At 62.6% G+C, this 25,243-nt stretch carries 18 protein-coding genes and 1 pseudogene; 13 read left to right on the top strand and 6 right to left on the bottom strand.

Going from position 1 to position 25,243, the window contains the following annotated elements; translation table 11 throughout:
- Positions 1 to 12 precede the first annotated feature (12 nt).
- On the top strand, positions 13 to 1,245 hold the full coding sequence (locus AC5RW2_RS20555) for an NAD(P)/FAD-dependent oxidoreductase (protein ID WP_494074428.1): 1,233 nt from the start codon (positions 13 to 15) through the stop codon (positions 1,243 to 1,245).
- A 1,208-nt stretch (positions 1,246 to 2,453) separates the two neighbouring features.
- On the opposite strand, the gene AC5RW2_RS20550 is transcribed toward AC5RW2_RS20555, so the two are convergent.
- On the bottom strand, positions 2,454 to 3,977 hold the full coding sequence (locus tag AC5RW2_RS20550) for an APC family permease (RefSeq protein ID WP_494074427.1): 1,524 nt from the start codon (positions 3,975 to 3,977) through the stop codon (positions 2,454 to 2,456).
- 397 nt (positions 3,978 to 4,374) lie between these two features.
- Here AC5RW2_RS20550 and AC5RW2_RS20545 point away from each other — a divergent pair, with 397 nt between their 5' ends.
- From AC5RW2_RS20545 to AC5RW2_RS20530, 4 genes are all read left to right on the top strand, one after another.
- On the top strand, positions 4,375 to 5,490 hold the full coding sequence (locus AC5RW2_RS20545; RefSeq protein ID WP_494074426.1) for an aminomethyl transferase family protein: 1,116 nt from the start codon (positions 4,375 to 4,377) through the stop codon (positions 5,488 to 5,490).
- Between the two features lie 2 nt (positions 5,491 to 5,492).
- Complete coding sequence (purU, locus tag AC5RW2_RS20540) at positions 5,493 to 6,335, top strand: formyltetrahydrofolate deformylase (RefSeq protein ID WP_494074425.1); 843 nt, start codon at positions 5,493 to 5,495, stop codon at positions 6,333 to 6,335.
- 306 nt (positions 6,336 to 6,641) lie between these two features.
- A complete protein-coding gene (locus AC5RW2_RS20535; RefSeq protein ID WP_494074424.1) occupies positions 6,642 to 7,076 on the top strand; it encodes a hypothetical protein in 435 nt (144 codons plus the stop codon).
- Positions 7,069 to 7,797 carry a glucose 1-dehydrogenase gene (locus AC5RW2_RS20530; protein WP_494074423.1) on the top strand — a complete coding sequence of 243 codons (729 nt, stop codon included), beginning with the start codon at positions 7,069 to 7,071 and terminating at the stop codon, positions 7,795 to 7,797. The genes AC5RW2_RS20535 and AC5RW2_RS20530 overlap by 8 nt, the downstream gene beginning before the upstream one ends.
- Before the next feature lie 293 nt (positions 7,798 to 8,090).
- On the opposite strand, the gene AC5RW2_RS20525 is transcribed toward AC5RW2_RS20530, so the two are convergent.
- Both AC5RW2_RS20525 and AC5RW2_RS20520 read right to left on the bottom strand, forming a co-directional pair.
- The gene (locus AC5RW2_RS20525) at positions 8,091 to 8,948 is read right to left on the bottom strand and encodes an SDR family NAD(P)-dependent oxidoreductase (protein WP_494074422.1); all 858 of its coding nucleotides are present in this window, start codon (positions 8,946 to 8,948) and stop codon (positions 8,091 to 8,093) included.
- Positions 8,949 to 9,085: 137 nt separating this feature from the next.
- Positions 9,086 to 9,856, bottom strand: coding sequence for an SDR family NAD(P)-dependent oxidoreductase (locus AC5RW2_RS20520; protein ID WP_494074421.1), 771 nt, complete (start codon positions 9,854 to 9,856; stop codon positions 9,086 to 9,088).
- A gap of 380 nt (positions 9,857 to 10,236) precedes the next feature.
- On the opposite strand from AC5RW2_RS20520, the gene AC5RW2_RS20515 reads away from it, so the two are divergent.
- From AC5RW2_RS20515 to AC5RW2_RS20495, 5 genes and pseudogenes are all read left to right on the top strand, one after another.
- Positions 10,237 to 11,715 (top strand): APC family permease, encoded by a 1,479-nt coding sequence (locus tag AC5RW2_RS20515; RefSeq protein ID WP_494074420.1) that lies wholly within the window; start codon positions 10,237 to 10,239, stop codon positions 11,713 to 11,715.
- 140 nt (positions 11,716 to 11,855) lie between these two features.
- Positions 11,856 to 13,028 carry a cytochrome P450 gene (locus AC5RW2_RS20510; RefSeq protein ID WP_494074419.1) on the top strand — a complete coding sequence of 391 codons (1,173 nt, stop codon included), beginning with the start codon at positions 11,856 to 11,858 and terminating at the stop codon, positions 13,026 to 13,028.
- Positions 13,029 to 13,305: 277 nt separating this feature from the next.
- Positions 13,306 to 14,406: an alkene reductase gene (locus AC5RW2_RS20505; protein WP_494074476.1), complete on the top strand. Its 1,101-nt coding sequence runs from the start codon at positions 13,306 to 13,308 to the stop codon at positions 14,404 to 14,406.
- 616 nt (positions 14,407 to 15,022) lie between these two features.
- Positions 15,023 to 16,228, top strand: coding sequence for a cytochrome P450 (locus AC5RW2_RS20500; protein WP_494074418.1), 1,206 nt, complete (start codon positions 15,023 to 15,025; stop codon positions 16,226 to 16,228).
- 249 nt (positions 16,229 to 16,477) lie between these two features.
- Positions 16,478 to 16,757, top strand: a pseudogene (locus AC5RW2_RS20495) (IS110 family transposase); the annotation flags it as partial.
- A gap of 152 nt (positions 16,758 to 16,909) precedes the next feature.
- Here the strand turns inward: AC5RW2_RS20495 and AC5RW2_RS20490 are convergent.
- The 3 genes from AC5RW2_RS20490 to AC5RW2_RS20480 all read right to left on the bottom strand — a co-directional run bounded on the left by AC5RW2_RS20490 (position 16,910) and on the right by AC5RW2_RS20480 (position 19,645).
- Positions 16,910 to 17,317, bottom strand: coding sequence for a nuclear transport factor 2 family protein (locus tag AC5RW2_RS20490; protein ID WP_494074417.1), 408 nt, complete (start codon positions 17,315 to 17,317; stop codon positions 16,910 to 16,912).
- Positions 17,318 to 17,427: 110 nt separating this feature from the next.
- Entirely contained in the window at positions 17,428 to 18,000 is a 573-nt protein-coding gene (locus AC5RW2_RS20485) for a TetR/AcrR family transcriptional regulator (protein ID WP_494074416.1), read from the bottom strand.
- Between the two features lie 124 nt (positions 18,001 to 18,124).
- Positions 18,125 to 19,645: a class I adenylate-forming enzyme family protein gene (locus AC5RW2_RS20480; RefSeq protein WP_494074415.1), complete on the bottom strand. Its 1,521-nt coding sequence runs from the start codon at positions 19,643 to 19,645 to the stop codon at positions 18,125 to 18,127.
- Between the two features lie 199 nt (positions 19,646 to 19,844).
- On the opposite strand from AC5RW2_RS20480, the gene AC5RW2_RS20475 reads away from it, so the two are divergent.
- From AC5RW2_RS20475 to AC5RW2_RS20465, 3 genes are all read left to right on the top strand, one after another.
- Positions 19,845 to 21,923 carry a hydantoinase/oxoprolinase family protein gene (locus AC5RW2_RS20475; RefSeq protein WP_494074414.1) on the top strand — a complete coding sequence of 693 codons (2,079 nt, stop codon included), beginning with the start codon at positions 19,845 to 19,847 and terminating at the stop codon, positions 21,921 to 21,923.
- A complete protein-coding gene (locus AC5RW2_RS20470; RefSeq protein WP_494074413.1) occupies positions 21,920 to 23,746 on the top strand; it encodes a hydantoinase B/oxoprolinase family protein in 1,827 nt (608 codons plus the stop codon). The genes AC5RW2_RS20475 and AC5RW2_RS20470 overlap by 4 nt, the downstream gene beginning before the upstream one ends.
- Before the next feature lie 120 nt (positions 23,747 to 23,866).
- The gene (locus AC5RW2_RS20465; protein ID WP_494074475.1) at positions 23,867 to 25,018 is read left to right on the top strand and encodes a saccharopine dehydrogenase family protein; all 1,152 of its coding nucleotides are present in this window, start codon (positions 23,867 to 23,869) and stop codon (positions 25,016 to 25,018) included.
- Positions 25,019 to 25,243 lie beyond the last annotated feature (225 nt).

The following is a 25,243-nucleotide window of genomic DNA, read 5'->3' as shown; positions in this document are numbered from 1 at the left end:
TTGGGGCGTGACATGACCGCTGTCATTATCGGCGCCGGACACTCCGGCGTGCAGGCTGCCGAATCGCTGCGTGCGGAGGGGTTCACCGACTTCATCGTCCTGCTGGACAGGGCCGAGCACCTGCCCTACCAGCGCCCACCGCTTTCGAAGGACTACATGAAGCAGGGCGGCGATCCCACCCCCATGCCACTGCGTGGGGCCGCCTTCTACAGCGAGCATGACATCGACTTGCGGACGGGAGTGGAAGTCACCAGCATCGACAGTGCTGCCGGCCTAGTGCAGGTTAAAGACGGTGAACCCATTCCCTACGACGATCTCATCATCGCTGCGGGCGCCGAAGCACGTCGCGCATCGTGCACTGGGACCGAGCTGGAAGGCATCAGTTACCTGCGCACCGTCGAGGACGCAGAAGCCCTGCGGGCACAGCTCGACTACGGCCACGGCCGGGTTGTGGTGGTAGGGGCCGGATTCATCGGCCTTGAATTCGCGGCTGTCGCCGCAGAACGCGGGCTCGACGTCACCGTCATCGACTTCGCCCAGCGACCCATGCAGAGGGTGCTGTCACCCTCGATGTCGGATTACTTCGCACAGGTGCACGCTGGCTTGGGAGCGAAGCTGCACTTCGACGAGGGGCTCGATCACTTCATGGGGGAGGACAACCACGTCACCGCCGTGGTGGGCACCTCGGGGGCTATCTACCCCTGCGACTTCGCGGTTGTCGGTTTGGGCGTAGTGACCGACGACGCCCTCGCTTCGACGGCGAATGTCACCTGCGATCGCGGCATTCTCGTGGATGAGTACCTGCGCACGAACGTGCCTCATGTGTACGCCATTGGCGACGTGGCCGTCTTCCCCTCACGCCATTTCGGCGGGAACCTGCGGCTCGAGTCGGTGCAGAACGCTACCGACATGGCGAAGTCCGTCGCAAAAACTATCACGGCCTATCCCACCCGTTATGACATCGCCCCTTGGTTCTGGTCTAACCAGGGCCCCGCCAAGCTTCAGATCGCGGGGCTGGCCAATCCAGGTGACGTTGTCGTCCAACGTGGTAACCGTTCGGCCGGTAAGTTCAGCCAGTTCCTCTTCCGCGATGGGCAACTCGTCGCCGTGGAATCGGTCAACGCACCCGCCGACCATGTCGCAGCACGCAAGCTTCTCGAGCACGATACCGGCATCACGATGGATCAGGCCCGCGACCCCGACTTCAACTTGAAGGCCTACGCGCGAAGCCTGCCCGTTGCGTGAGGACCGCTACCCGACTGAACCAGCCCACCGCCAATAACGAGAACCTGCGGATACCGACATCCATTCACAGCCACCGACGGATCCTGGCCCGCCCCACCTGCCCAGCGTGGCAAAGTCTGGGCCGGTCCGCTGACCGATAGCTCGCCGCAGCCTCTTGCCCCATCGGAGTCTCAAAATGTCCCTGCCCCGTCAAAGGTCCAGACTGAGCAGCGCCCGGTATCGCAACGCGGCGAGGTACCGACGTCGGCTGCCGTAGAGGGGCGAACCCCTCGCGGCAGAGGAGGAGAATCGAAACCGACCAGGGAAAAATTACACCGGCCGAGGCCCGCGGCTGAGCCGCGGAGCGATACCTTAGGACTGAGGCAGCGCGGCCCGCTGCAAATCCGGCATGGATCTCGGCTACGCCGTCCAACTGCGGGTTTCATCGAATGAACTCGTTCGGCCGCCTTGGTCTCGGGGGAACTTGAATCGCTGCCGTGCACAACTCCAACAGGCGCACGTGAAGACTGAAACGGCCGGCGGCACATGGAAACAAGGAAGTGCACGATCGTCCCGGGGCCTCGCAAGATCGGCGAGGATGCCACCACCGGCGACGTCCACCGGTACGTAGCCGAAGTGATCTTTCGGACGGCACCGAGCCTCGGCTGGGTGGACCAGATGCCCCAGCTGGTCGGGGGTCGCCAGATGCCAGACTGCAGAGCGTCAGGGCCCACCTGCTGCTCCTCACTCACTAAGCCCCGGCACACTGGCCCTGCCCCCAACGTCGGCATACGTCCGGGGCCAAAATCGCGGAAGTGCATCGCCTCGGCGGCCCGACTTGTCGGCGTGCCGCCCAGCCGATCGCTCGGCCCTAACCCGCGTTAGTGCGGGAAAAGTCTCGATGCCCAGACGCGCTCCGCGGCGGCGATCGGTGCGTAAGAGTGTTTCCGGCGTGGGCGCCCACGCCGATGACGAACGAGCGGAAGCTTGCACGTTCCTTCGTACGATCGCATCAGCCCAGACTGAGAACCCCTTGGCGATCAGACCGTCGATCCACTGGGGGCATGGGCTGGCTCGACAGCGAAGGAGGAGAACGCTGCGGCGGTAAGGCAGGGGAGGCACCCCCGGACAGGTCTGCTCCCCGGACCGGAGACCATTCCGGTTCGGGGAGCAGGCTTTGGTGGCTAAGCCTCATGACGATCATTCAGCGGACGCACAATGAAGAACGCCTACACCCGTTCGCTCTCCGGATCCTCCTCCCGGTCACTGCGCAGTCGCAAACTCGCGCCGTCCGTCCGACCAAGCCGCTCATAGTGCTCCGGCTTGGATCGCCGGAAGTAAAGGGCGAGGCCGACGCCGACGAGGAACACCAGTGCGAGCGGAATGAGAAGCCAGTTGTATTGCCCGGGATCGCCGCCGACCAGGAGGTGCAGCTTGATGCAAGCGAACACGACAACGGAGACCAGCGTGGTTGCAGCGATCGCCGGAGCTACATACGTCTTTAAGGCATTTTCCTGAACGCTCGAGCGGCGGGCGAAGAACCACGCTATAACCGAGACCGACACAACCGCCATCAGGGACAAAACGCCCACTGATCCAATACCGATCAACTGCGCGTACAGCAGCATCTCGTCCAGGGGCAGGACGGCCATCAAGAACAGAATCAGACCAGTCAACGCTGCCAGCGCATTGGATGACCGATGCGGGGAACGATGCTTTTCATGCACTTTCGCCAATGCATGAGGCAATGCGCGGTCGTAGGCCAGATTGTAGATATAACGCGCGATCACGTTGTGGATCGACAGTGAAGCAGCAACGACTGAGGTAGAGATCAGCACAAAGGCGATCGGCACCAAGAACGAGGCGACGTACTGAGAAATCGACAGCGGGAACATTTCAGTAGGAGTCTCCGTGGCTACGGCCACGGCCTCGGAGCCGAATGCGGTCACAAGGGCGTAAGCCGAGATCGTGTAGAGCAGCCCCACAAAAATCACAGCACCAAACGTTGCACGGGGGATCACCTTGCCTGGGTTGCGAACCTCCTCACGGAATAGCGCCGTGGCCTCGAACCCCATGAACACCAGAATCGCGAAGAGCATCGTAACGCCGAAATCACCCTCCAGGAACTTCGTTACCGCGAACGGCTCCGCTGACAGCCCCTCCGCGCCCCCCTTGGCGAGCACAACGACATTGACGATCATGACCAGCGTGACCTCAAGGGCCATCACGATTGTCAGCACCTTGGCCGAGAGTTCGATATTGAAGTAGCCCAGGATGCTCACCCCTGCCCATCCCACCAACGCCCAAACCCACCACGGCGTTGCTGGGCCGCCCAGACTCTCCACCAGGGCCGACACCGTGATTCCGAACCATGCGTAGTTCCCGGTGTAGACGAGCAGGTAGGAGATCACGGCCAGGAAGGCAGAGCCCAGCCCGGTGATCTTTCCCAATCCCATGCTGATGAATGCGTAGAACGCGCCGGGCTTTGGGACGTGCTTGGTCATCGTCACGTACCCAACGCTGAACAGCAGCAGCACTGCAGTGGCGAGTAGAAAACCGAAAGGCGCGCCCTCACCACCGAAGAGGATCGTGAGTGGAATAAAGCCGCTAACCACCGACAGCGGGGCCGAGAAGGCCAGTACCGTCAGCGCCAATGACAAGCCGCCCATGCGGCCCGTGAGCTTGGTGTTGTACCCGTCGTTTGATTTTGCGGTCTCAAGCGACGACTGCTCCCTGTTATTCGATGTCGTCATCAGGGACTCCGTTCTCTGGAGGGGAATGGGCCGGCGATATCGCTGCGATGCTCGGACCACGATGACCTCCTGGCTTGTACTCGGAAATAAACGAGGAACAAGCGCTAAGGGGCCTTCGGGATCGGGTTGCGGCGATGTAACAGTGCCTGTGATTCGGATCACAGATAGCGCTTAATGTATATTCAATCAACGTGAGCGTCAATGGCAAACCTACTCTCAATTCTGCGGACTGTTCACGGAAGCAACCTTCTGGGAGTAGAACTCTTGAATGATGATTAAATTAGAGATACTCTCCTTGCATCCCTGTGACCGCTCGCCTTCGTCGCAATCAGCGCCATACCGGCAGGGAAATCGCCGGCGAGCACACGCCATGTAAATCTGCGAAAGGTAGTCAGCCATGCCGATGCCAGTGGGGCTCGAGCCCAATCCGACCACCGAGCGCTTCGCCGACCGTGTTTTGGAGTGGGAAGAATCGTTCGGCAGGCCCTTTGCCACCCACTACGGTGATCCAGCCAAGGAGTACAAGGCGCTGCGTGAAGCAGTCGTAGCACTGGAGTACTCGACGATCCGCAAATGGTTTGTGGAAGGACCGGATGCTGTCACGGCGGTCGACAAGGTCTTCTCCCGCGACGTCCGCGCCCTGCCCCTTGGCCGGGTGGTGTATGGCGTTTTCACAGACGCCGAGGGGTTCATGATTGAAGACGTCACCGTCTTGAAGCTGTCCCCGGAAGCCGTCCTAGTGCTCGGCGGTGAGCAGCTGACGCAGCAGCAGCTCGAGCAAGCGGCACCTGAAGGAACGACCGTCACGGATCGTCGCGCCGAGTATGCTGCCGTCTCGCTGCAGGGCCCCAACAGCCGCACCCTGCTGGCGCGGCTCACGTCAGTCGATATTTCGAATGAGGCACTGCCCTACTACGGAGCGCTTCTGGACGTACAAGTGACCGACGCCCCCGCCATGATCCTCCGACTCGGCTTCACAGCTGAGCTCGGCTATGAAGTCATGGTTCCCGTCGAGCACTCTGACACTTTGTGGGATGGAATCCTGGCCCAGCAGGACCTAGGAATTGAACTCATGGGACTGGACGCGATCCTCGTGGCCCGGACGGAAGCTGGCATGGTCATGAATGAGTATGAATACGACCGGTCTACCACTCCATTCGAATGCGGCCTGGGCTGGACGGTCGACTTCGAGAAGGGACCGTTCGAGGGAAGGGACGCCTTGTTGGCGAAGAGAAACAACGTGCCCGCGCGGCTCGTCAGCCTCGAGACGACGGCCCCGGCCGCCGGACTCGACGGCCGGCCACTGTTCGTTGACGGACAACCCGTCGGGAAAATCTCGATGGCCATTGCATCCCCGGCCCTTGGGGGAAAAACCTTGGCTTTGGCCCGTGTCGACTCCGCACATGCACGGTTGGGGACCAGCGTCCAGATCGACTCGGAACAGGGACCAGTACCGGCGGCCATCCGAAAGACCCCTGCCTATGACCCCGAGCGCACGCGCGTTAAGAGCTGAACGTGCAGCGCTACATCCTGCGACTGCGGGCCTCGGATCAACCCGGCATCATCCACACCATGGCCGGCGGTATCACCGCCTGCGGAGGAAACATCCTCGACAGCGCTCAATATTCCGACGAGTACAGCGGCCAGCTCAATGTCCGGGTTGACTTCGAATCCCATGTAGACCGCGAAGCGATCCGCGACGAGCTCATCGACCGTCTCGCACGCTTCGATCCCATTGTGGAGCTTAGGAGGCGCAGCGACCGCCGCCGAGCACTGATCATGGTCTCCAAGCTCGATCACTGCCTGGACGATCTCCTCTACCGATATCGGAGAGGAGATCTCGCCATCGAGATCCCAATGGTGGTGTCGAACCACGAGGACCTACGCGGCCTCGTTGAGGCAGCCGGTGTGCCGTTCCGCTACCTGCCGGTCACCCCGGACACTAAGCGAGTGGCAGAACAAGAACTGTCGGGACTGGTTCAGGAATGCGATGCGGACTTCATCGTCCTAGCCCGATACATGCAAATCCTCTCTAACGACTTCTGCACTCGTTTCGCAGGGCGCATCATTAATATCCACCACTCGTTCCTGCCCAGCTTCAAGGGTGCCAAGCCGTATCACCAAGCCCGCGAACGAGGTGTCAAACTCATCGGAGCGACCGCACACTACGTAACCGCAGACCTTGACGAGGGACCAATCATCGAGCAGGATGTGGTGCGCGTCGACCACCGGAGCAACGCCGACGGCCTCGTGGTGATCGGCCGTGACGTCGAGCGGAGAGTCCTTTCACGCGCGGTACAACTCCACGCCGACGACCGGGTCTTCCTCTCAGGACACCACACGGTGCTCCTAGCCTGAGCCGCAGGAGGCCGACGCGCCGCTTACCCCGCCCCCGGGCCCCCGCCCATCAGCATCATGAGAATTCGGCCACCCCTGCCGGGTATCTGCAGCCCGGCCTCACGACAAGCAGTCGTCCAGGAGTGCAGCCTCCCCGAGTGTGTGGAGCCACTACCCGGGACATCGCAGAGAAAGGAAATGATGAGCGCATCGGACCCAGAACGCGGTGGAAACCGCCCCGCAGAGACTGTCGGCGGTGATGACCTCGAAACTCTTATTCGCAGGGCGTATGAGGGAGAAGTCATCGGATGTGCCATGTACCGGCGCATGATCTCAGAGGTGCAGGACAGGAACCTCGGGGCCCTCCATCTGCTCTACGAAGTAGAGCATCTGACGGCTGACGCCCTGGAACCCGTCGTCAGCCACTACGCGGTCCCGGTGGACATTGGATCGGCTGCTGCCCAGGGACAGGAACTTGCTGCCAAACTCGTGGCCCAACCGTGGGAGCAGATGTGGGGCGAGATCGTGGACCTCGCCGACGAGTATCTCCGCGACTTCAAGCGCTTGGCGACGGCCCTGCGGCACACCAAGCACGCGGCCGTGGGCCGGCAAGTCGTCGAACACGAAGAGGCGCTGATTGAGTTTGCTGCTCGGGAAGTCGGCAGGAAACCAGATCCACTAGCCCCCTTGCGTAACTATCGCAATCGATACGCTGTAGCCAGTACCAGTCAACCCGAAGACAGGAGTGAAGCCGATGCGTGAAGGTCGTGTGGGCGGCAAGGTGGCCATCGTCACCGGGGGCGCCCAGGGCATGGGCGAGGCGCACGTGCGCATGCTGTCGCAGCACGGAGCGCAGGTCGTCATTGCCGATCTCAATGAGCAGCGCGGCCAGCAGCTGGCCCAGGAGCTCGGAGACAGCGTGCTCTACGCTCCCCTCGATGTCACTGATCCTGCGCAGTGGGAGAGCGCGATGGAGGCGGCCAACGCCGGCTTCGGCGAGGTCACCGTGCTCATCAACAACGCCGGGATTCTCACACTCAACCGGGTCGACAACGTTTCCGTCGAGGACTATCGGAAGATCATCGAGGTCAACCAGTTCGGCGCCCTGCTCGGCATGCAGGCCGTCATCCCGGGTATGAAGCGCGCCGGCACCGGTTCGATCATCAACATCTCCTCCACCGCTGGCATGGTCGGCATAGCGGACAACTTCGCCTACACCGCCTCGAAGTGGGCCGTGCGCGGCATGACGAAGGCCGCCGCGCTGGAACTGGCACCCTTCGGCATCCGCGTCAACGCGATCGCCCCAGGTGAGGTCAACACAAGCATGATCGCCGAGCTGGACCTCGACGTTACCGACACTCCCATCGGGCGGTTCGGCGACTCCAAGGAAATCGCCCACCTGGCCCTCTACCTGGCCTCGGACGAGTCCAGCTACACCACCGGCGCCGACCACGCCATCGACGGCGGCTACACCGCCAAGTAAACAGATCCCAGGTCCGCATCACTCACGGCCCAAGGCAACAACGAGAGGGGCCTTCCGGAAGAACTACTCCGGAAGGCCCCTCTCCGTCTCTACGCGGCCAGCTACGGGCTCGCGGAGATCGATCCGCTCGGCGCTCAATACCGACATGACTGGCGATGGCCCGGGCGGAAACGTGACCACCATCTGCTTCTGACTCAGTCCAGGCGGCGGTCTTCCGGGGTCGGAACTCCTGGCGACCGCATACCAGAACCAGGACAGTACAGCAGGACAGAATCACGTTGCGCGACAGTGGCTCAAACGACAGGCTCCGCCCCAGTCGTGGCAGGCTGTACCGTCCCCAACGGGATCATCTCCTCAGGGAGGGTCTCCATGACGTAGAGGTTGGCGGTGACTCCGCCGTCGACGAGGAGGTTGGAGCCGGTGATGGCGGTGGCGTCGTCGGAGGCCAGGAAGGCTACGGCGGAGGCGATCTCCCCGGGTTCGACCAGGCGGCGGATGGGGACGCGTTTGAAGTCGTTGAGCATGTGATCGAGGACCTTGGGGGTCGAGGTCTTGTGCACCATGTCCGTGTTAACGAAGCCCGGGGCCACACAGTTGACCCGCACGCCCCGTGGGGATAGCTCCATGGCCATGGTGCGCGCCATGCTGACCACCGCGGCCTTCGTGGCGGTATAGGCCGTGACCGGCCCGTCCGCGCCGAGGGCGTCGATCGAGGAGATGTGGACGATCGATCCGCCGCCGGCGTCGATCATTCGACGGGCGGCCGCCTGGGACATCAGGAAGGTTCCGTAGACGTTCGTCTGGAACGTGCGCTCCACCGCCCCGAGGTCTAGTTCCATGAAGGTGGGCTCGTCGAAGACCGCGGCGTTGTTCACCAGGATGTCGATTTGGCCCCACCGGTCCATGACGGTCTGGTAGATACCTTCGACCTCGGCCGGAGAGGCGATGTCAGCGCTGATTGCGACGGCACGGCCTCCGGCCCGCTGGATGTTGGATGCGGTCTCTTGGATGTTCTGGACCGTCCGGCCCACGACGATGACCTGAGCCGCTTCAGCGGCCAAGCGGTGGGCGATGGCTTCTCCGATGCCGCGCCCGGCTCCGGTGACGATGGCGACGCGGTCCTTCAGGCGGGGATAAATAGTCTGGTCCATGGTCAAGTTCCTTTGTGTTGGGGATCAAATAGGGGAGGGGGAAGCACTCCGGGACCGTGGTCCACGTGCACATCACCGAGCCGCCGCCCCCATGGCCGGCCTGGCATGATCGGGCGCCGCGACCGGGCACGCGACGACTAGATCGGGTTGCGCGCTGCCGTGAGCCATCCACCGTCGATCGCGATGTCGGTGCCATGGATGAACGAGGAGTCCTCACTCGCCAGGAATACTGCAAGCCTGGCGATGTCCACCGGCTCACCCCACCGCTGGGCGGGGGTTCTGGCGATCTCGATCTCCGAGTCCGGAAGCGTGTCGGAGCCCCCCTCGGGCAGGGTCAACCCCGTGCGCGTGGCACCGGGGGAAATGGCGTTGACGCGGATTCCCCGCCTGCCGTAGTCGAACGAGAGCTGGCGGGTCAGGCCGAGCACGCCATGCTTGGCGGCGGTGTACGGAGTGCCTCCACCGGCGGCACTATGCGCGGCGATACTCGCGGTGTTGATGATGACCCCTCCGCCCTGCTCGAGCATGCCCGGGACCACCTCCCGGGAGACCAGGAACGGGCCGGTGAGATTCACGGCGATGGTCCGGTGCCACTCATCCAGCGGAATCTCGTGGGCCGGACGGAAGCTGTCGATAATGCCGGCGTTGTTGCACAGCACATCTATCCGCCCGCCCCATTCGGTGACCTCGGCGATCGCTCGCGACACCGAATCTGGATCACTGATGTCGACCTGGATGGCAGCGGCCACTGCGCCGCCCGGCAGGTTGTCCACTGTCTCCCGGGCTCGCTCAAGGTTGATGTCAAGGGCGCCCACTCGGGCGCCCTTGACGGTGAACTCCTCCACCATTGCCCGTCCCATCCCCGATCCTGCACCGGTAACGACGACGACCTTGTTTTCAAGAGACATTTTTCCTCGGCTTTCATTTCGACCAGCGCGCAATCAGCATGGGAGTCCACAAGCAACGAATCACCGCGCCCATACATCCCTCCAGGCCCCTGCGTGAACGTGTCACGTATGGGCAGACGCTAACGCATCTATTGAACGTCTGTAAAGGGGGGTGACGGTGGTGTACTCTTCTAGGCGATCGGAAGCGATCCCCTTGGACCACAGGCCCTACCGAAGTGTGAGCCTTGACACTCTCCTTTATTTAGTGTTCATTAATTAACCAAGGGCGAGAGCGGATGGGCCGTTCTCGGAAGGGCGAGCCCACTATGAAGACCCAAAGAGCATCCTCCTCCGGCCCGTTGCCCGCCCCTATGGGGGCTCACGGGCGCCTGAGCGGACAGATGACCACCCTGCAGCTTGTGCTGACGGTGCTTGCTTTCTCGTCCCCGCTCGTCTGCCTTGCGGGGTACTTTTCCCTAACGATCATGGTGTCCGGGACGACTGCGCCCGTGGCGTTCCTCGCGGTAACCGTGCTGGTGCTGATCTTTGCTGCCGGTTATGTCGTCATGACTCGGCGGATGTCCAGGCCCGGCGCCTTCTATGCCTACATCGCCAGCGGTTTGGGCCGTCCGATGGGGCTGGGAAGCGCCTTTCTGGCCGGCGTCTCCTACACCATCATCGGCATGGGCGTGTATTGCTTCGCCGGCCTGACGGTCACCGGGTTGATCTCCTCGTTCGGTGGACCCGAAATCCCGTGGTGGATTGGCGCACTCGCGGTCTGGGTCCTGGTGGCGTTCGTCGGATACTTCAATGTGGATGTCTCGGCCAAAGTGCTCATGTGGGTCATGGCGGTCGAGGTCGGACTCACCATCATCTTCGACATAGCCGTCCTCGGCCAGGGCGGTGCTGATGGCATCGACCTGAAGCCGTTCAACCTTGCAGAGTTCACCGGCGGTGAGGCGTCGGTCGCACTCCTGTTTGCCCTCCTTGTCTTCGTGGGTTTCGAAGCGACGGCGCTCTACCGCGATGAGGTCAAAAATCCGGAAAAGACCATCGGCCGCGCCACCTACATCGCCGTCATCTTCATCGGCGTGCTGTACACCGTCACGGTCTGGGTCATGGTGCTGGCCTTCGGTGATGAAGCAGAGCAGGTCGCCGGCACCGCACCCGAATCGATGTTCGCGGTTGCCGCCGATCGATTCATCGGTCCCTGGTTCACCAACACCGTCAGCGTCCTGATCCTGACCGCGGCCATCGCGGCCATCTTGTCGATCCACAACACCTCGACGCGCTACCTGTTTAACCTCAGCGCCGACGGAGCCCTGCCCAGATACTTCGCCCGCGCGCATCCGCGCTTCCGCTCACCCTCGCGAGCATCTGTCGCCATCTCAGTCGTTGCGGCTCTCGGATTGCTCTTCTTTGCGCTCAATGGCAGTGACCCGTCGACCCTCTACGCACAGATGGCCGGCCTCGGAAACATGGGGGTGTTCGTCCTCATGTCGCTGGTGAGCTTCTCGGTGATCGCCTGGTTCCGTCGCGAAGGTCGTGCCGAAGGGGAGAACATCTGGAACATCCTCATCGCCCCCACGATTGCCGGGTGCGCCCTCGCGGCCCTCACGATCTTCGCGATGATGAACTTCGATCTCGTCGTGGGCGGCCAGCCCGGCGAAAACCTCGGATTGCTGCTGGTCTCCGGCGGTGCCTTCGTCGCAGGGGTGATCGAGGCACTGATCCTACGAAGCAAGAACCCGGCACGATATCAGACGCTTGGGCGCCACGCTGCGACCGCACCTCCGCCAGTGACCGGCCAAATGACTACCGATGACCCGAGCGCAGCAACGCCGGCAGGCCGCGTCAACGAGGACACTCAAACCCGGTGACATCGAGAACACAGGATCCGGAGGCATCCATGGAAAACACAGCACCACTCACTCAATCCGTTAGCGAGGACCGCTCAGCCCACCGATTCGGCGGGGTGGCACTTAACGGGTGCCGAACCCTCCCACCGGGGGAGGGGCAGTTGTCCGCCTACGAGTACTACCCATGGGACGATCCCGAGTTCGAACGGGATCCGAACCCCTGGTATGCACGGGCACAGGCCGAGGTGCCGGTACTGCTCGATGACACGGGCGACTATGTGGTCTCGCGCTACGACGACGTCATGGAGTTTGGGCCGATGGCCTGCATGTCCGTCGAACCCGGCTGGGATGCGGCGGGCCCCTGGTCGGTGGCCAGCTCCACGATCATTGGCAGGGACGCTCCTGATCACACCCGCCTGCGGCGCCTGACGACCAAGTGGTTCGCCCCGAAGGCCGTGCGCGAATGGGTCACCACCACAGCCTCCGTCACCCACGAGATCCTCGACCAGATGCAGGAGAACACCCTCGACGGCTGGCTCGACCTGTCGATCCTGCCGACCCACCGCACCATGTGCCGCGTGCTGCAGGTCGACGACGCGGACGCCACCGAGGTGATGACCGAGATGGCGGACACGATGCCGATGCTCTCGGCACGGCCACGGCCGGGAACGCTCGAACAGGCCGCAGAAGGCTTCGACAAGCTCGGCCAGCGCACGGACGCGTTCCTGGAAGCCCGACGGAGTACACCCTCCGACAGCCTCACCGACGCCCTGCTGGAAGCCGAACGCGAGGGCAAGATGTCAGCCGAGGAAATGCGGGCCACCGCCCTCATGTTCTATAGCCTCGGCCACATGGACATCGGCTACCTCATCGCCGCAGGCCTGCGCGTCTTCGCGGAACTACCCGAGGTCTATGCGGCGTTCCGGGACCACGAAGAGACCCGGGACGCCATCATCAACGAGGTCGTCCGATACGACCCGCCCGAGCTGTCCTTCTATCGCACTACGCTGGAGGACGTCGCCATCCGCGGCGTGCAGATCCCGGCCGGGTCCCGCATCCGGTATATGATCGGCGCCGCGAACCGTGACCCGGAGTTCTTCGAGGACCCGCACCGGTTCGACTTCCGACGGCCGCAGGAACACAGCAAGAACCTCTCCTTCGGCCTCGGTCCGCACACCTGCGCTGGCCAAGGCTATGCGCGCGCCCAGGCACGCACGATCTTCGAGGCGGTCGCGTCCCGGGTCGCCTCCATCGAGTTGGCCGGTCCCTTCGAAATGAACAACGCCGACTTCTCCCGCCACTTCACCAAGCTGCCCCTCCGCTTGAACAACTGAGGGTCAAGGTCGCCCGTGGGCCACGGCCGGAATCCAGTAAGACGATGAACACATCTAGTAACGCCGATTTACCGGCTCCGGCCTTCTTACTGACGTCGACGGGCAGCATCGTCGGGCAAACACCACAACTGCACGTGAACGGAGATTGACATGAATGAAAAGTCGCTTTTTGAACCGATAGACCTCGGTGCCTTCTCGTTGTCCAACCGCATCATCATGTCGCCCATGACACGCAGCCGAGCCCTGGGCCGACGGCCGTCCCGGCCCCTCGGCCCAGCTGTACTACGCCCAGAGAGCATCGGCGGGGTTGATCATTTCGGAAGGGATTGCGATATCTCCCGAAGGTGTGGCCGATCCGGACATCCCGGGCCTATGGACGACCGCCCAGGCACAGGCGTGGAAACCTATCACCGAGGCTGTGCACGAGGAAGGCGTGAGCATTGTCGCCCAGTTGTGGCACTCGGGACGGGCCTCTCACCCCACCCTCCAGCCAGAAGGCAAGATCCCTGTCGGCCCGTCGTCGATCGCCGCGTCGGGCTTTACCTCCAGCCATGAGGGGCCCGTTCCCTACGTCACGCCTCGTGCGCTCGAAACCGATGAGATCCCAGCCATCGTGGAACAATTCGCGGTGGCTGCTCGTCACGCTCGGGCAGCAGGCTTTGATGGTGTGGAACTGCATGCAGCCAACGGTTACCTCATCGATCAGTTTCTCCACGACAGCGCCAATCAGCGCACGGACCGCTACGGCGGCAGCATCGAGAACCGCGCGCGTCTGCTGCTAGAGGCTGTCGACGCGTTGATCGACGTAGTGGGGGCAGATCGGGTCGGTGTCCGTTTCTCACCCAGTAGCATCTTTCAGGACATGTTCGACACCGACCCGATCGGGCTCTACACCTACGTGTTCGAAGCCCTCTCTCCGCGCGCCCTTGCCTATGTCCACCTTGTCGAGCCGCGCATCGCAGGAGATGAAGCGGCAGCCGAGTCTAGTGAGACACCGATCATCGACAGCTCGTGGGCGCGCAAGAAATACCGCGGCCGCTTGATCGGTGCAGGCGGCTACAACCGGGAGAGCGCCCTTCGCGTCGTGCAGGAGGGCAGCGTCGATGCCGTGGCATTCGGCCGCCCCTTCCTCGCGAACCCAGACCTACCGGCCCGCTTTGCTGCCAACGCACCGCTCAATAAGTGGCGGCGCGATACCTTTTATGGCGGCGATGACCGCGGCTACCTCGACTACCCTTCGCTGGAAGCCGAACGCCTCCTCGACGATCTGCGCGAAGGACGCATGGCACTGGCTCCCGGCTTGCAGCTCGACTTCCAGACACCACTGAAGGATTGGTCTTTAGCCTGGGCGCAACAGCACCTGCCGGCCCGGGTCTGACCCAGATCCCAGCATGCCGGGCGCCTCCGGCTGACCGGGCTGAGCTACTTCGCCCTGGATGGCACCGTCGCTACATCGCTTGGGGCAGCCGCCATGCCACCGACCCACGACTTCGCAAGGTCATCACCCGGGCCGCAACCATCAAACGCGTAAGAGTTACCTGACGCGGTACTAGGTCGAGTGCTGGCACCACCCCTGCCACGGCAGCTGAGGCGGGGCCGCCACTGCGGCTCGGGAGCATCGCCCTCGAGTGATTATGGACTCGCGTACGCTCCGGCACTCTCAAGACGACACCCAGCCACTCGTTATCGCTTGTTAGGGGATGGTCTTGAACATCCCATGGAGAACGGCGACAACGCCGCAACATTGCTGTGTACGCAAGAATCGATCGCATGCTTGTGCGTTGACGAAAGGCGTGTGATCCACTTAACATGTATTCAAGAGGTGCCGGTGAGATGCCCGGCTGACGACATCAGCGCCGACGCCCATCCAAGCCACGCACCACGGTGGCCAGCGTTGAGCATGACGCGACGGTCTGTGCGTTCAACTGGCACACGGGCAGCCCGCGGGCGTCCGGCACAGTCCCGCAGATCAAAACACCGATAGAGGAGACACTGTGACAACGACGCAGCATGCGATCACACCATCCGCCGACGAAGACCTCCTGCCCTGGCGCGACCCGGAGTTCATCAAGGCGCCCTGGCCTTGGTTCGCACGAGTGCGCGAAGAGTACCCGGTCCTGAAGCTCGAGGACGGCTCGTTTGTCATCACGCGGTACGAGGACGTCACCGAACACCTCAAGAGCACGTCGCTGGTGGCCGTGCCGCCGGCCGGCATCGGTGACAGTCCGTGGGCCTCCAACCTCCACTCTGTGCTGCTCACCGAAGGGGAGCAGCACAGCCGGATCCATAAGTCCTTCCGCAAGTGGCTCACGCCCAAGGCCGCTAAGGGCATGGGCGATGTCGCCGCTGAGACAGCTCGGGCGGCGCTCGACAGAGTAGGCCCGGACGGCATCATCAATGCACACCGAGAGCTTGGCGTGCAGCCGGCCCAGGACGCCATGGCCGCTGTGTTGGGGATTCCCCGTGAGGACGGCATGCCCTACATCCTGGCCACCAACCAGACGATGGACGCGCTCGGCTGGGAACCGACGGACGAGGAGAAGACCCGCGCCTGGGACGGTTTCGGGTTCATGATGTTCAACGCGGATCGCTTGATCAAGGAGAAGAGAAAGAACCCCGGTGAAGGGCTCCTCGACGAGATGATCAGGATCACGGACGAGGGTGGCCTGACCGATCGGGAGCTCAAAGAATCGCTGCAGATTCTGTGGGGATCCGCCGCCCACAACCCGGGCTACACCATGGCCTCGGCACTGGCCGACATGGCCGCTTATCCAGAGGCATGGAAGGCCTATCGGGAAGACCCTGACACGCGTACCGCAATCATCAACGAGGCGTTCCGGCGTGCCCTGCCAGAGGTGCTCGTCGATCGATACACCACTGAACCCTACGAAATCCGGGGATTCATGATTCCTCCCAACACCATGGTTCGGTTCATTCTTGGGGCAGCAGTCCGCGATCCGGAGGTCTTTCGCGATCCTGATGGATTCGACTGGACTCGCCCACCGTCAGCCAGCATGGCCATCGCTTTCGGAGCGGGCACCCACAGCTGTTGCGGGCAGGCCGTCGCACGGATTGAGATGCGTGCTGTGCTCGATGTCCTCGCCGAGCGGGCCGAGAAAATCGAGATCGTCGGAGAGCCGGAGTGGGTCTTTTCCGACCGGCATCGCAACTGCGAGGGACTTACAGTACGGCTTTCCTGACCAGTCGGGGGCGGCCGTCTTGACATCATGGCGGCCGCCTCTCACTCCTCGGCGCCGTCATCTGCGCCGCGGCTATGGCAGGTCCTGCGGCCAAGAACTCGCGCACCCGGATCGCTCGCCTCCCGTCAGAAACATCAAAGCCGACGGGGCTGGCTCGAACCGGTCCACCCAACTGCTGACGTGACTGGAAGCAGTACGGCCTTCCAAGCTCAGGATAGTTACCACGCAGTGGGCCTCTAGGGCTCTACTCTTCGTCCTGCCCTCACGCCGGCGGGCAGCCTCAGGACGGAAGTTCATATCGTCACCGCGACCGTCGGCAAGGACTTCGCCTCCGCAGGAGATGGATTTCTACTCCGGATCCGCACCGGTGACCGGGAGATCGACTACTTCAATCCTCGGCAGCCATCCCTTCGAGTCAGAAGGGTGCTAAGGCCGGAAACGCGCCGAGGGGAAACGCAGCAAACAGGCGTTGATTCCCTTGGCCAGACGCCGCTGCCCTGCCCTCTTCGCCATGCTCCGCGACCTGACAGTCGAGACACGCCACTTAAGGCGGCCGGATCCCTTGCGGAAGAAATATGAGTCACCCCTGGGTGGATCCGGGCGACCCCTAAAGCGAAGATGTAGCCCGGAGCGAGGTCCGGGCTACATCTACACCAAGTGTTCTCGAGCGAAAGCCTCAGTTCAGCTGAGGTCACCGAAGAAGGCGTCTACTTCGGGCTGGTTCATGTCGCTGAAGTAGCACTCGACGATCTTATTTTCTTTGAAGCGATAAAAGCCCAAGCGATCCGTCTTGACCGACCGATCGCCCTTACCCCAGACCTCATGAACCATCATGAGCACACCGTCATCACCGACGAGCAGGATCTCGTCCTCGTCCCCGACTTCCCAGCGATCCACGTAGTCATTCACACGGCCAATCCAGTCGTTTACGAAGGCGTCACGGCCGTGGTACTTGCCAGCGAGCGGCCCGTTCCCACCCATGTGGACAACGACGTCATCGGCAAAAAAAGCGATGCCGGCCTCTTGGTCCCCGCGCCCCCACGCCTCGTGGTATTCGCGCAGCAGTTGCCGTGTGGATTCGGTGCTCATATATCCTCCAGGTGATGTCCTGGCCTTGAGTTGGTGGCCACGGCCACCCAAGGCAGTTGATTGATCGTACTGTGGTGCTAAATAGAGCTCGTATACGGGAGCCGGCTAGCTTAGCCGGCCTCATGCTCGATGGCCTTGACCCCGACCATCCTGCGGGCGAGGTCGACCATCTTGTCCGCCACTTGGGCGCTGGTCAGCGGCCCTTGGGGGTTGAACCAAGTGTGGGAGTACTCGCAGAGGGTGATGATCGCCGAGGCCGTCACCTTGAGATCGTCGATGTCGAAGACACCGAGGGTCTGGCCCCGCTGCAACAGAAGTCGCACGTCGCCGCGATACTCGATTTGGAGTTGGCGCGTCGGCTCGAACCGTTCGGCCGGGATATTTGGGCTCTGAACGCGGCTTAGGTCGAACGCACGAGCGGACTCCGTCTGGTCAAGCTGCCAAATCACGTGAGCTCGCACCAATTGCTCGAGCTGCTCGGCGGGATCCGTCGATGTCGTGGCCGCCCGGACGAAATCAACGAAATCGCGCATCGAAGCCTCGATGACTTCGATGTATAGATCCTCCTTCGACGGGAAGTACCAGTACAGGGCGGGAGCGGAAACACCTAGTTCGGCGGCGATCCGTTTCAAGCTCGTGCCTGCGTACCCGACAGTGAGGAACATCTTGGTCGCTTCGGCCATGACGCGGTCCCGTCCGACCTGGCCCCGTGCATCACCGTTAGTTCGCCCGGGTGTTTTTTTCGGTACCCGACGTTGGGTTGTCGTCGTCATGTTGTCCCCTCCCAGGGCGGCCCTTGGTGTTGCCTTACTTTACGTTTATCACGAGCGCGGAAAAATGCTCCGCCGTTGCACGGCGGTCAATCTTGCCGCTTGCCGTCCGCGGCAATGCATCGGAGACGAAAATCCGTTCAGGCACCGCGTAGTCCGGAAGGGCGGATTGGACATGTCGCATGATTCGATCCTCATCGAAGTGCTGGCCGGGCTTCTTCTCTACGGCAGCGTAGACGCGCTGCTGCAGGATGGGGTCGGGCAGCGGGAAGACGATGCTCTGAGCCACCGCGGCGTCCTCCGCAATTAGCCCTTCGACGTGAGTGGGAAGAATCTTCTCGCCGCCCCGATTGATCACGTCGTCGACCCGGCCTTCGATGTAGTAAAAGCCCTCCTCATCGACGCGGGCCAGGTCCCCAGTGCGGAGCCAGCCGTCCGTGATTTTCGCGGCGGTCAGTTCTTGCTGCTGCCAGTAACCCTTCATCATGGTCGGGCCCTGAACAAGCAGTTCGCCGACTTCGCCGGGCGCGACGTCCTGGTTGTCCTCGCCCACGATGCGGATGCTCGTGCCGGGGACCGCATGGCCGACGGACTCTCCCCGCGAAGCGGCGTGCTCAGGCCCGAGGAACGAAATGGCCGACCCATATTCTGTCAAGCCGTAGCCGTGATACAGGCGCAGTTTCGGCCACCGTTCCAAGTACTCATGGATCCAGCTTGCCGGCATGGGCGAGCCACCATATAGCAGAATCCGCATAGGCTCGAGCGCCTCATCGGCGCCCTCGGCCAGCATGATGAGCCGGTGGATGCTCGGCACCGCCGCCAGATAAGTCACCGGGCGGGCCCGAAGTGCTTCGATCACCAAGGCGGTCTTGTACTTCCGCAACAGATCCGTTCGACCGCCCACCAACAGCATGTGACCTAACTGGTCTACAAAACCCGTGTTGTGAAAGAGCGGAACCACGACGAGGGTCGATTCCTCCGGCCCGGTGTACATAACCCGCACGAACGCCCACGACGCTTGAGCGAGCGCGTCGTGCGTCAGAGTCGCACCCTTCGGACGACCCGTGGTTCCCGAAGTGAAGCTGATCAATGCGGCAGCCTTCGGCGATGGGCTCGTCAGCGGCAACGGCTCTCCAGGCAGCTCATGGTGCAGATCATGCACGGGAACCCCGACGACGCCAGAGGAGAGCTCAGCGTGGTCCTCGTCCCGCAGAACAAGTGTGGCACCGAGCGTTGCGACCTGATCCGCGAACTGCCTGGGACTTAGGCGGTTGTTCGCAGGCACGATGACCGCCTCCAGACCCAGCACCGCGAGATAATGGACGACCCACGAAGTCGTATTAAATCCCACGATGACGACGCGATCGCCGGCAGAGACACCCTGCGCGCGCAGCCAGGACCGGCACCGGCCGACAAGTTCGGAAAGCTGGGCGTAGGTCAGTTCCTCGGGGCCGGCGGTCAAAGCCATCCGCCCTGGACTCTTAACCGCCCAATGTTCCAGTGCCTCGGGCAGGGTAGGGAACGGCATCGGCATCGCTGATTCGTCCAACAGGCTCACGGCGCCTCCTTGGCATCGCTACACATTCATCACGTTTAACTCTTATTCAATATTGTACGGGACGGGCGCGCCGTCAAGCATCAGTATCGCGGAACAGCGATCTCAGTGTGTTCCTTGACACTTCCTTACTTAACGTTAAAGAATAGGCTCAAACACGTCGGAGATGGCGTGGCAAACCATTAGGACGAAGGAGTGCCGGATGGGATACCAGATATCGGCAGACACGGGCGGAACCTTCATCGATGTCGTCGTGCGCGGGGGCCCTCAACCGCTGATCGGGAAGTCTCTGACGACGCATGATCGGGTCTTTACGGGCATGTCGCAGGCATTGGGCTTCGCTGCGGAGCAGCTGGGATTGACGGCGAAGGAACTCATTGCCGACACGGACTTGTTCATTTATGGGACGACTCGGGCAACAAACGCCATCGTGACACGTAACACCGCCAAGACGGGATTGCTGACCACGGCGGGGTTCGAGGACGTGCTCGTGCTCAAGGAGGGTGGCAAGCACGATGGCCACGACTTCTCGAAGCCCTACCCGGAGCCGTACATCCCTCGCCGCCGCACCGCGGGGGTTCGCGAACGCATCGATTCTGATGGAAACGTCGTGGATGAGCTTGACGAGGTGCACCTGCGCGCCACCATCGAGCAGCTCCTGACTGACGGTATGGAGGCGATCGCTGTCGCGTTCTTGTGGTCCGTGGTCAATCCCGCCCATGAGTTGCGTGCTGCCGAGATCATTAAGGAGCTGGCTCCCGATGTTCCGGTGACCCTGTCCCACCAAATCGCCCCGATCATTCGGGAATACCGACGTACCTCGGCTGCGGCGATCGACGCTTCGTTGAAGCCGCTAATGCAGCGGCACTTCCGGGAACTGGAACAGGACCTGCGTGCGTTCGGGTACACCGATCGCATCCTCGTTTCAACCAGCCTCGGTGGTGTCATGAGCATTGAGGAGGTCATTAAGTCCCCGATCCACGCGGCGCGCAGCGGCCCCTCCATGGCACCGTTGGCAGCTTTGCACTATTCCGGGGCTGAGGATCTCGGCGCGGACATCATCGTCGCAGATACGGGCGGAACGACCTTCGATGTGGGGATCTCCCGAGACGGGGCCGTGGTCAAGACACGCGACACCTGGATCGGTCCCCAGTGGGAAGGCGATCTGCTCGGTATCTCCTCCGTCGACATCCGTTCGCTCGGAGCCGGCGGTGGATCCATCGCCTGGGTCGACAGCGGCGGGTTGCTGCGCGTCGGCCCGCAGTCCGCGGGTTCCGAGCCCGGCCCCGCCTGCTACGGCAACGGCGGACTTGAGCCCACGGTTTCAGATGCGGCCTGTGTTCTCGGTTTCTTCGACCCGGATTACTTCTTGGGCGGCCGGATGACCCTCGATGCAGCTGCGGCCCGCGAAGCTGTGGGCCAGGTGGCGGGCAAACTCGACCTGACGATCGAGGAGACAGCGTGGGGCATCATCACCATCGCAAGCCAGTCGATGGTCAAGGCCGTTCACGAGATCACGATCGGGCAGGGGCTCAACCCGCAGGAGAGCACCCTCGTCGCAGGCGGCGGCGCTGCCGGGCTCAACATCATGCAGATCGCGCAGGAGCTCGGCTGCAAGCGCGTCGTGCTGCCGAAGCTAGCCTCGGCGCTGTCGGCATCCGGCATGCACTTCGCCGACATTGTGAAGGAGCAATCCGCAGCACTTATCACGACTGCGCACGGCTTTGACGCCCAGGGCGTCAACGGAGTGCTCAACGGCCTCACCGAGTCGTTGACTGATTTCGCTGCCGGTTTCGGGGACCACTACCCGTACTACCGTGTTGAGTACAGCGTCGAAGCCCGTTACCAGAGCCAGATTTGGTCTATCGATGTTCCGCTGCCGGGCGACCAGTTCTACAACGATGAGGACCAAGAAGCGCTCTTCGCCGCCTTCCATGATCTACACGAACGCGTCTATGCCGTACGCGACATCGGCAGTGATATCGAGTTCCTCAACTGGACGGCACGTATCACGATTGAACTGCCCGGCGTGAAGGACTCGCGCCAGTCCAGTGAAGACCACGAGGCCGTGTCGACCCGCTCGCGCACGTGCTACTTCGGTGAGCACGGATCGGTGGACACACCCGTGTACAAGCCGGACGACCTCCGTCCCGGGGCCCGAGTGCTGGGCCCCGCGATCGTCGAAGAACCCACCACCACCCTTGTCATTTTCCCAGGCATGGCTGCCCGGGTATCCGACGCGGGCAACTACCTACTGCAGATTGAGGAGGGAGCAGCATGAGCGCCCCCGCATTCGAAGCCACGGAAACCCAAGGTTCGGCAGGCAAGGGACTGACCGCACCGCCGACCTTCGACGCCGTGCAAACCGCGATCATGGCAAACAAGATCGACGGCATTGTCCGCGAGATGACCAATACCCTGCTGCGCTCCGCCAGGTCTGCGGTGATCAACAGTGCGCGCGACTTTTCGTGCGCCATCCTGACCAGCGAGGACGAACTGCTGGCCGCCGCCGAGGGCCTGCCGGTGCACATCTACGGCACCCAACTCCAAGCCGCGGCAATGCGCCGGGCGCATCCCGATCTGTGCGCGGGAGATGCCTTCCTGGACAACGACCCGTACACCGGTAACTCGCACGCGGCCGACCACACCGTCCTGGTCCCGGTTGTCATCGACGGTGAGCATCTCTTCACGGCCGTCGCCAAGGCCCATCAGGCCGATGTCGGAAACTCGATTCCGACGACATACCACGCCGCCGCCCGGGACGTTTACGAAGAGGGCGCGGTAATATTCCCCGTCGTCAAGGTGCAGTCGGGCTACGAGAACATCGACGACGTTATCCGAATGTGCCGTTCGCGCATCCGGGTGCCGTCCCAGTGGTATGGAGACTTCTTGGCGGAGCTGGGCGCGGCCCGCGTCGCCGAGCGTCGGCTGAAGGAACTCGTTGCCAAGTACGGCATGGATCGGGTCAAGCAGTTCATCAAGGACTGGCTGGACTATTCGGAAACGGTTATGGCCTCAGCCATCGCCGAACTGCCGGCGGCGACGATTCGCAACACCGGCCGGCACGACGCCTTCGAGCCATACCTTCCCGACGGCCTCGACTTCTCCGTGATCATCGACATCAATCCTCACGACAGGATGATCGACGTCGATCTCACCGAGAACGGTCCGAACGTCGACTGCGGCCTGAACCTGACCGAGTCGACGACGGCAGCGGCAGTGTTCGGTGGAATCTTTAACGCACTAACGGCGGACATCCCGAAAAACTCCGGTGCATTTCGCCGGGTACGGATCGCGATGAATGAGGGTTCGGCGGTCGGCAAGCCGAAATTCCCGCACAGTTGCTCGGTCGCGACCACGAACGTCACCGATCGCCTCATCAACGCCGTCGGCGCGGCGTTCGTGCAGCTCGGCGGGAACCATGGTGTAGCGGAAGGCGCCGTCGGTGTCGGTGTTGGCTACGCAACTCTCTCGGGCATGGACCATCGAACGGACAGCGCCTTCGTGAATCAGGTGTGCGTGACCGCAAACGGCGGACCGGCAAGTCCGTTCGCCGACGGGTGGCTGACCTACGGCGTTCCGTGCGTGAGCGGGCTCATGTACCGAGACTCGGTGGAGATCGATGAGATCAAGATGCCGATCCGACACCGTTACATGCGCATCCTTCCCGACTCGGCCGGGGCGGGAAGGTTCCGCGGCGGCCCTGCGTTCGAACTCGCCTACACGCCGACGAACGGGCCGGTAACCGTGATCTACCTCTGCGACGGCCAGGTCGAGCCCGCAAAGGGGGTCGCCAACGGGCAGAATGGCCGCCGCGCCGAGTCGTGGATTGAGCGGGCCGACGGTACCCGGGAACGCCTGCCAAACGCCGCCACGGTCCACCTTCAGCCGGGCGAGACTATCATCGGGATCGACGCCTCCGGTGGAGGCTACGGCTCTCCCCTCGACCGGGACCCTGCCCTGGTCCTTCACGATGTCAACGAGCGATGGGAGACTCGCGAGCACGCCACCGCCACCTACGGAGTCGTCTTCACCGACGGGCCAAACGGGCTGGCTGTCGACGAGGCCGCTACCTCTGCACTGCGCGCCGCGGCAACCTCCTGACCTCGCTCAACAACCCGGACGAGGCAGTTCCGGGCCTTGAACCGGAACGATCCGGAATCAGCCGACAAATGTACGACCGTTGCCACTCTGCGGGGCGACAACCAAACCAAAGGTAGGGCTATGTCAGAAAAACGAATTGTCCTTCTCGGCGCCGCTGGTGCACAGGCATCCGGAGTGCTGCGGGGACTAGGACGAGCAAGGGAAGCGATGCGAATCATCGCCTGCGATCGCGCCTTCCGCGATCCAGAGGCGATCGTCGCCGGAAACCATCCAGTAGAGCTGCGGCAGTTCGATCTGATCGCGGAAGCAGACGTGCTGCACCGTGTTCTTGCAGACGCTGATCTGGTGCTGAATTGCACGGGTCCATACTTCAAGCTCGGCCCGATCATCCTCGACGCAGCCATCGCGGCCGGCACGGACTACGTTGATATCTGCGACGACGCAGACGCGACGGCCCTGCTGCTCCAGCGGAACGATGCAGCAGTGAAGGCCGGCGTGACTGCCCTCATTGGCATGGGATCCGCCCCGGGAACGACGAACGTGCTGGTCCGGCTCGCACTCGACGCACTCCCGCCGGGCGAAGCGAGTGTCGACATCACCTGGTGTGTCGATGCCAACGACATGTCGGGCGCGGTCGTGCCGCACTTCGCGCATTCATTCGCGACAGCCATCCCCGAGTTCGGGGGAACACCGGCATGGGAGGCGCTGAATCCGCAACGCGTCGAGTTCCCCGAGCCGATTGGCGAGCAGCTGGTCTTGACATTGAGCCATCCCGAGGTTCTCACCCTCCCGTTGTTCACCCGGGCGACACGCGTGGTGAATCGAGGCGGTCTCATCCCCGAGGACTTCACCCACCTTGGCTGGCTCCTGTCGAGGCTGCCCGACACTGCAGACAGTGGCAAAGTCATGTCGGACACGTTCGACACGTTCCTGGCCCAGTACCGCGATCGGCCATCGGTCGGGTCAGGCCTGATCGTCGACGTTCGCGTCGGAGCGGAGGGCATCGTCTTCAAGTCAGGCGGCCAAATGCCGCAGGATGATGCCACGGGCACACCAGCCGCCGCCGGCGCGCTGATCGCCCTGGCCGGCGAGGTGCCGGGCCCCGGCACGGTCTCGCCTGAGGTGCTACAGCCTAGTGACTTCTTCACTGCACTGCGGAAGGTGTCCGCGGGTGGGGGAGGAATGACCGCCTACCGCACGCTCAACGGTGAAATCGTTGAACCGGCCAGAATCCGCGACCTGCTTGCCGCCACCGCCGTAAGCACTCACTAGGCGTCTAAAAAATATTCAGGAAGATCCGTTCGTCGCCTTCAAACGGAGTGATCCGCTCGACGAATAAGAGGCTGGTCTTCCGCGACTCGGCATCTGCACGCATTATCTGAGGCGCTGCGGGTGCGGAGGGTTATGCCCGCGTGCAGTCGGCGCATCGAAGTTGTTGCAAGATCTACGGGCAGCCTAGGGGAGTAAGCAGTTAGCAATGAACCACCAAGCTCTTGA

This window comes from Arthrobacter sp. B0316-1-20 (genome assembly GCF_059091865.1).
Note: the sequence above shows the minus strand (reverse complement) of the source record. Positions and strands in the feature narration are given on the sequence as shown.

Coding starts and splice junctions, on each gene's coding strand:
- AC5RW2_RS20485 (WP_494074416.1), bottom strand. CDS start 18,000: ATGGCCGAAGCGACCAAGATGTTCCTCACTGTCGGGTACGCAGGCACG.
- AC5RW2_RS20520 (WP_494074421.1), bottom strand. CDS start 9,856: ATGTCTCTTGAAAACAAGGTCGTCGTCGTTACCGGTGCAGGATCGGGG.
- AC5RW2_RS20550 (WP_494074427.1), bottom strand. CDS start 3,977: ATGACGACATCGAATAACAGGGAGCAGTCGTCGCTTGAGACCGCAAAA.
- AC5RW2_RS20470 (WP_494074413.1), top strand. CDS start 21,920: ATGAGCGCCCCCGCATTCGAAGCCACGGAAACCCAAGGTTCGGCAGGC.
- AC5RW2_RS20530 (WP_494074423.1), top strand. CDS start 7,069: ATGCGTGAAGGTCGTGTGGGCGGCAAGGTGGCCATCGTCACCGGGGGC.
- AC5RW2_RS20465 (WP_494074475.1), top strand. CDS start 23,867: ATGTCAGAAAAACGAATTGTCCTTCTCGGCGCCGCTGGTGCACAGGCA.
- AC5RW2_RS20525 (WP_494074422.1), bottom strand. CDS start 8,948: ATGGACCAGACTATTTATCCCCGCCTGAAGGACCGCGTCGCCATCGTC.
- AC5RW2_RS20515 (WP_494074420.1), top strand. CDS start 10,237: ATGACCACCCTGCAGCTTGTGCTGACGGTGCTTGCTTTCTCGTCCCCG.
- AC5RW2_RS20555 (WP_494074428.1), top strand. CDS start 13: ATGACCGCTGTCATTATCGGCGCCGGACACTCCGGCGTGCAGGCTGCC.
- AC5RW2_RS20490 (WP_494074417.1), bottom strand. CDS start 17,317: ATGAGCACCGAATCCACACGGCAACTGCTGCGCGAATACCACGAGGCG.
- AC5RW2_RS20475 (WP_494074414.1), top strand. CDS start 19,845: ATGGGATACCAGATATCGGCAGACACGGGCGGAACCTTCATCGATGTC.
- AC5RW2_RS20535 (WP_494074424.1), top strand. CDS start 6,642: ATGATCTCAGAGGTGCAGGACAGGAACCTCGGGGCCCTCCATCTGCTC.
- AC5RW2_RS20545 (WP_494074426.1), top strand. CDS start 4,375: ATGCCGATGCCAGTGGGGCTCGAGCCCAATCCGACCACCGAGCGCTTC.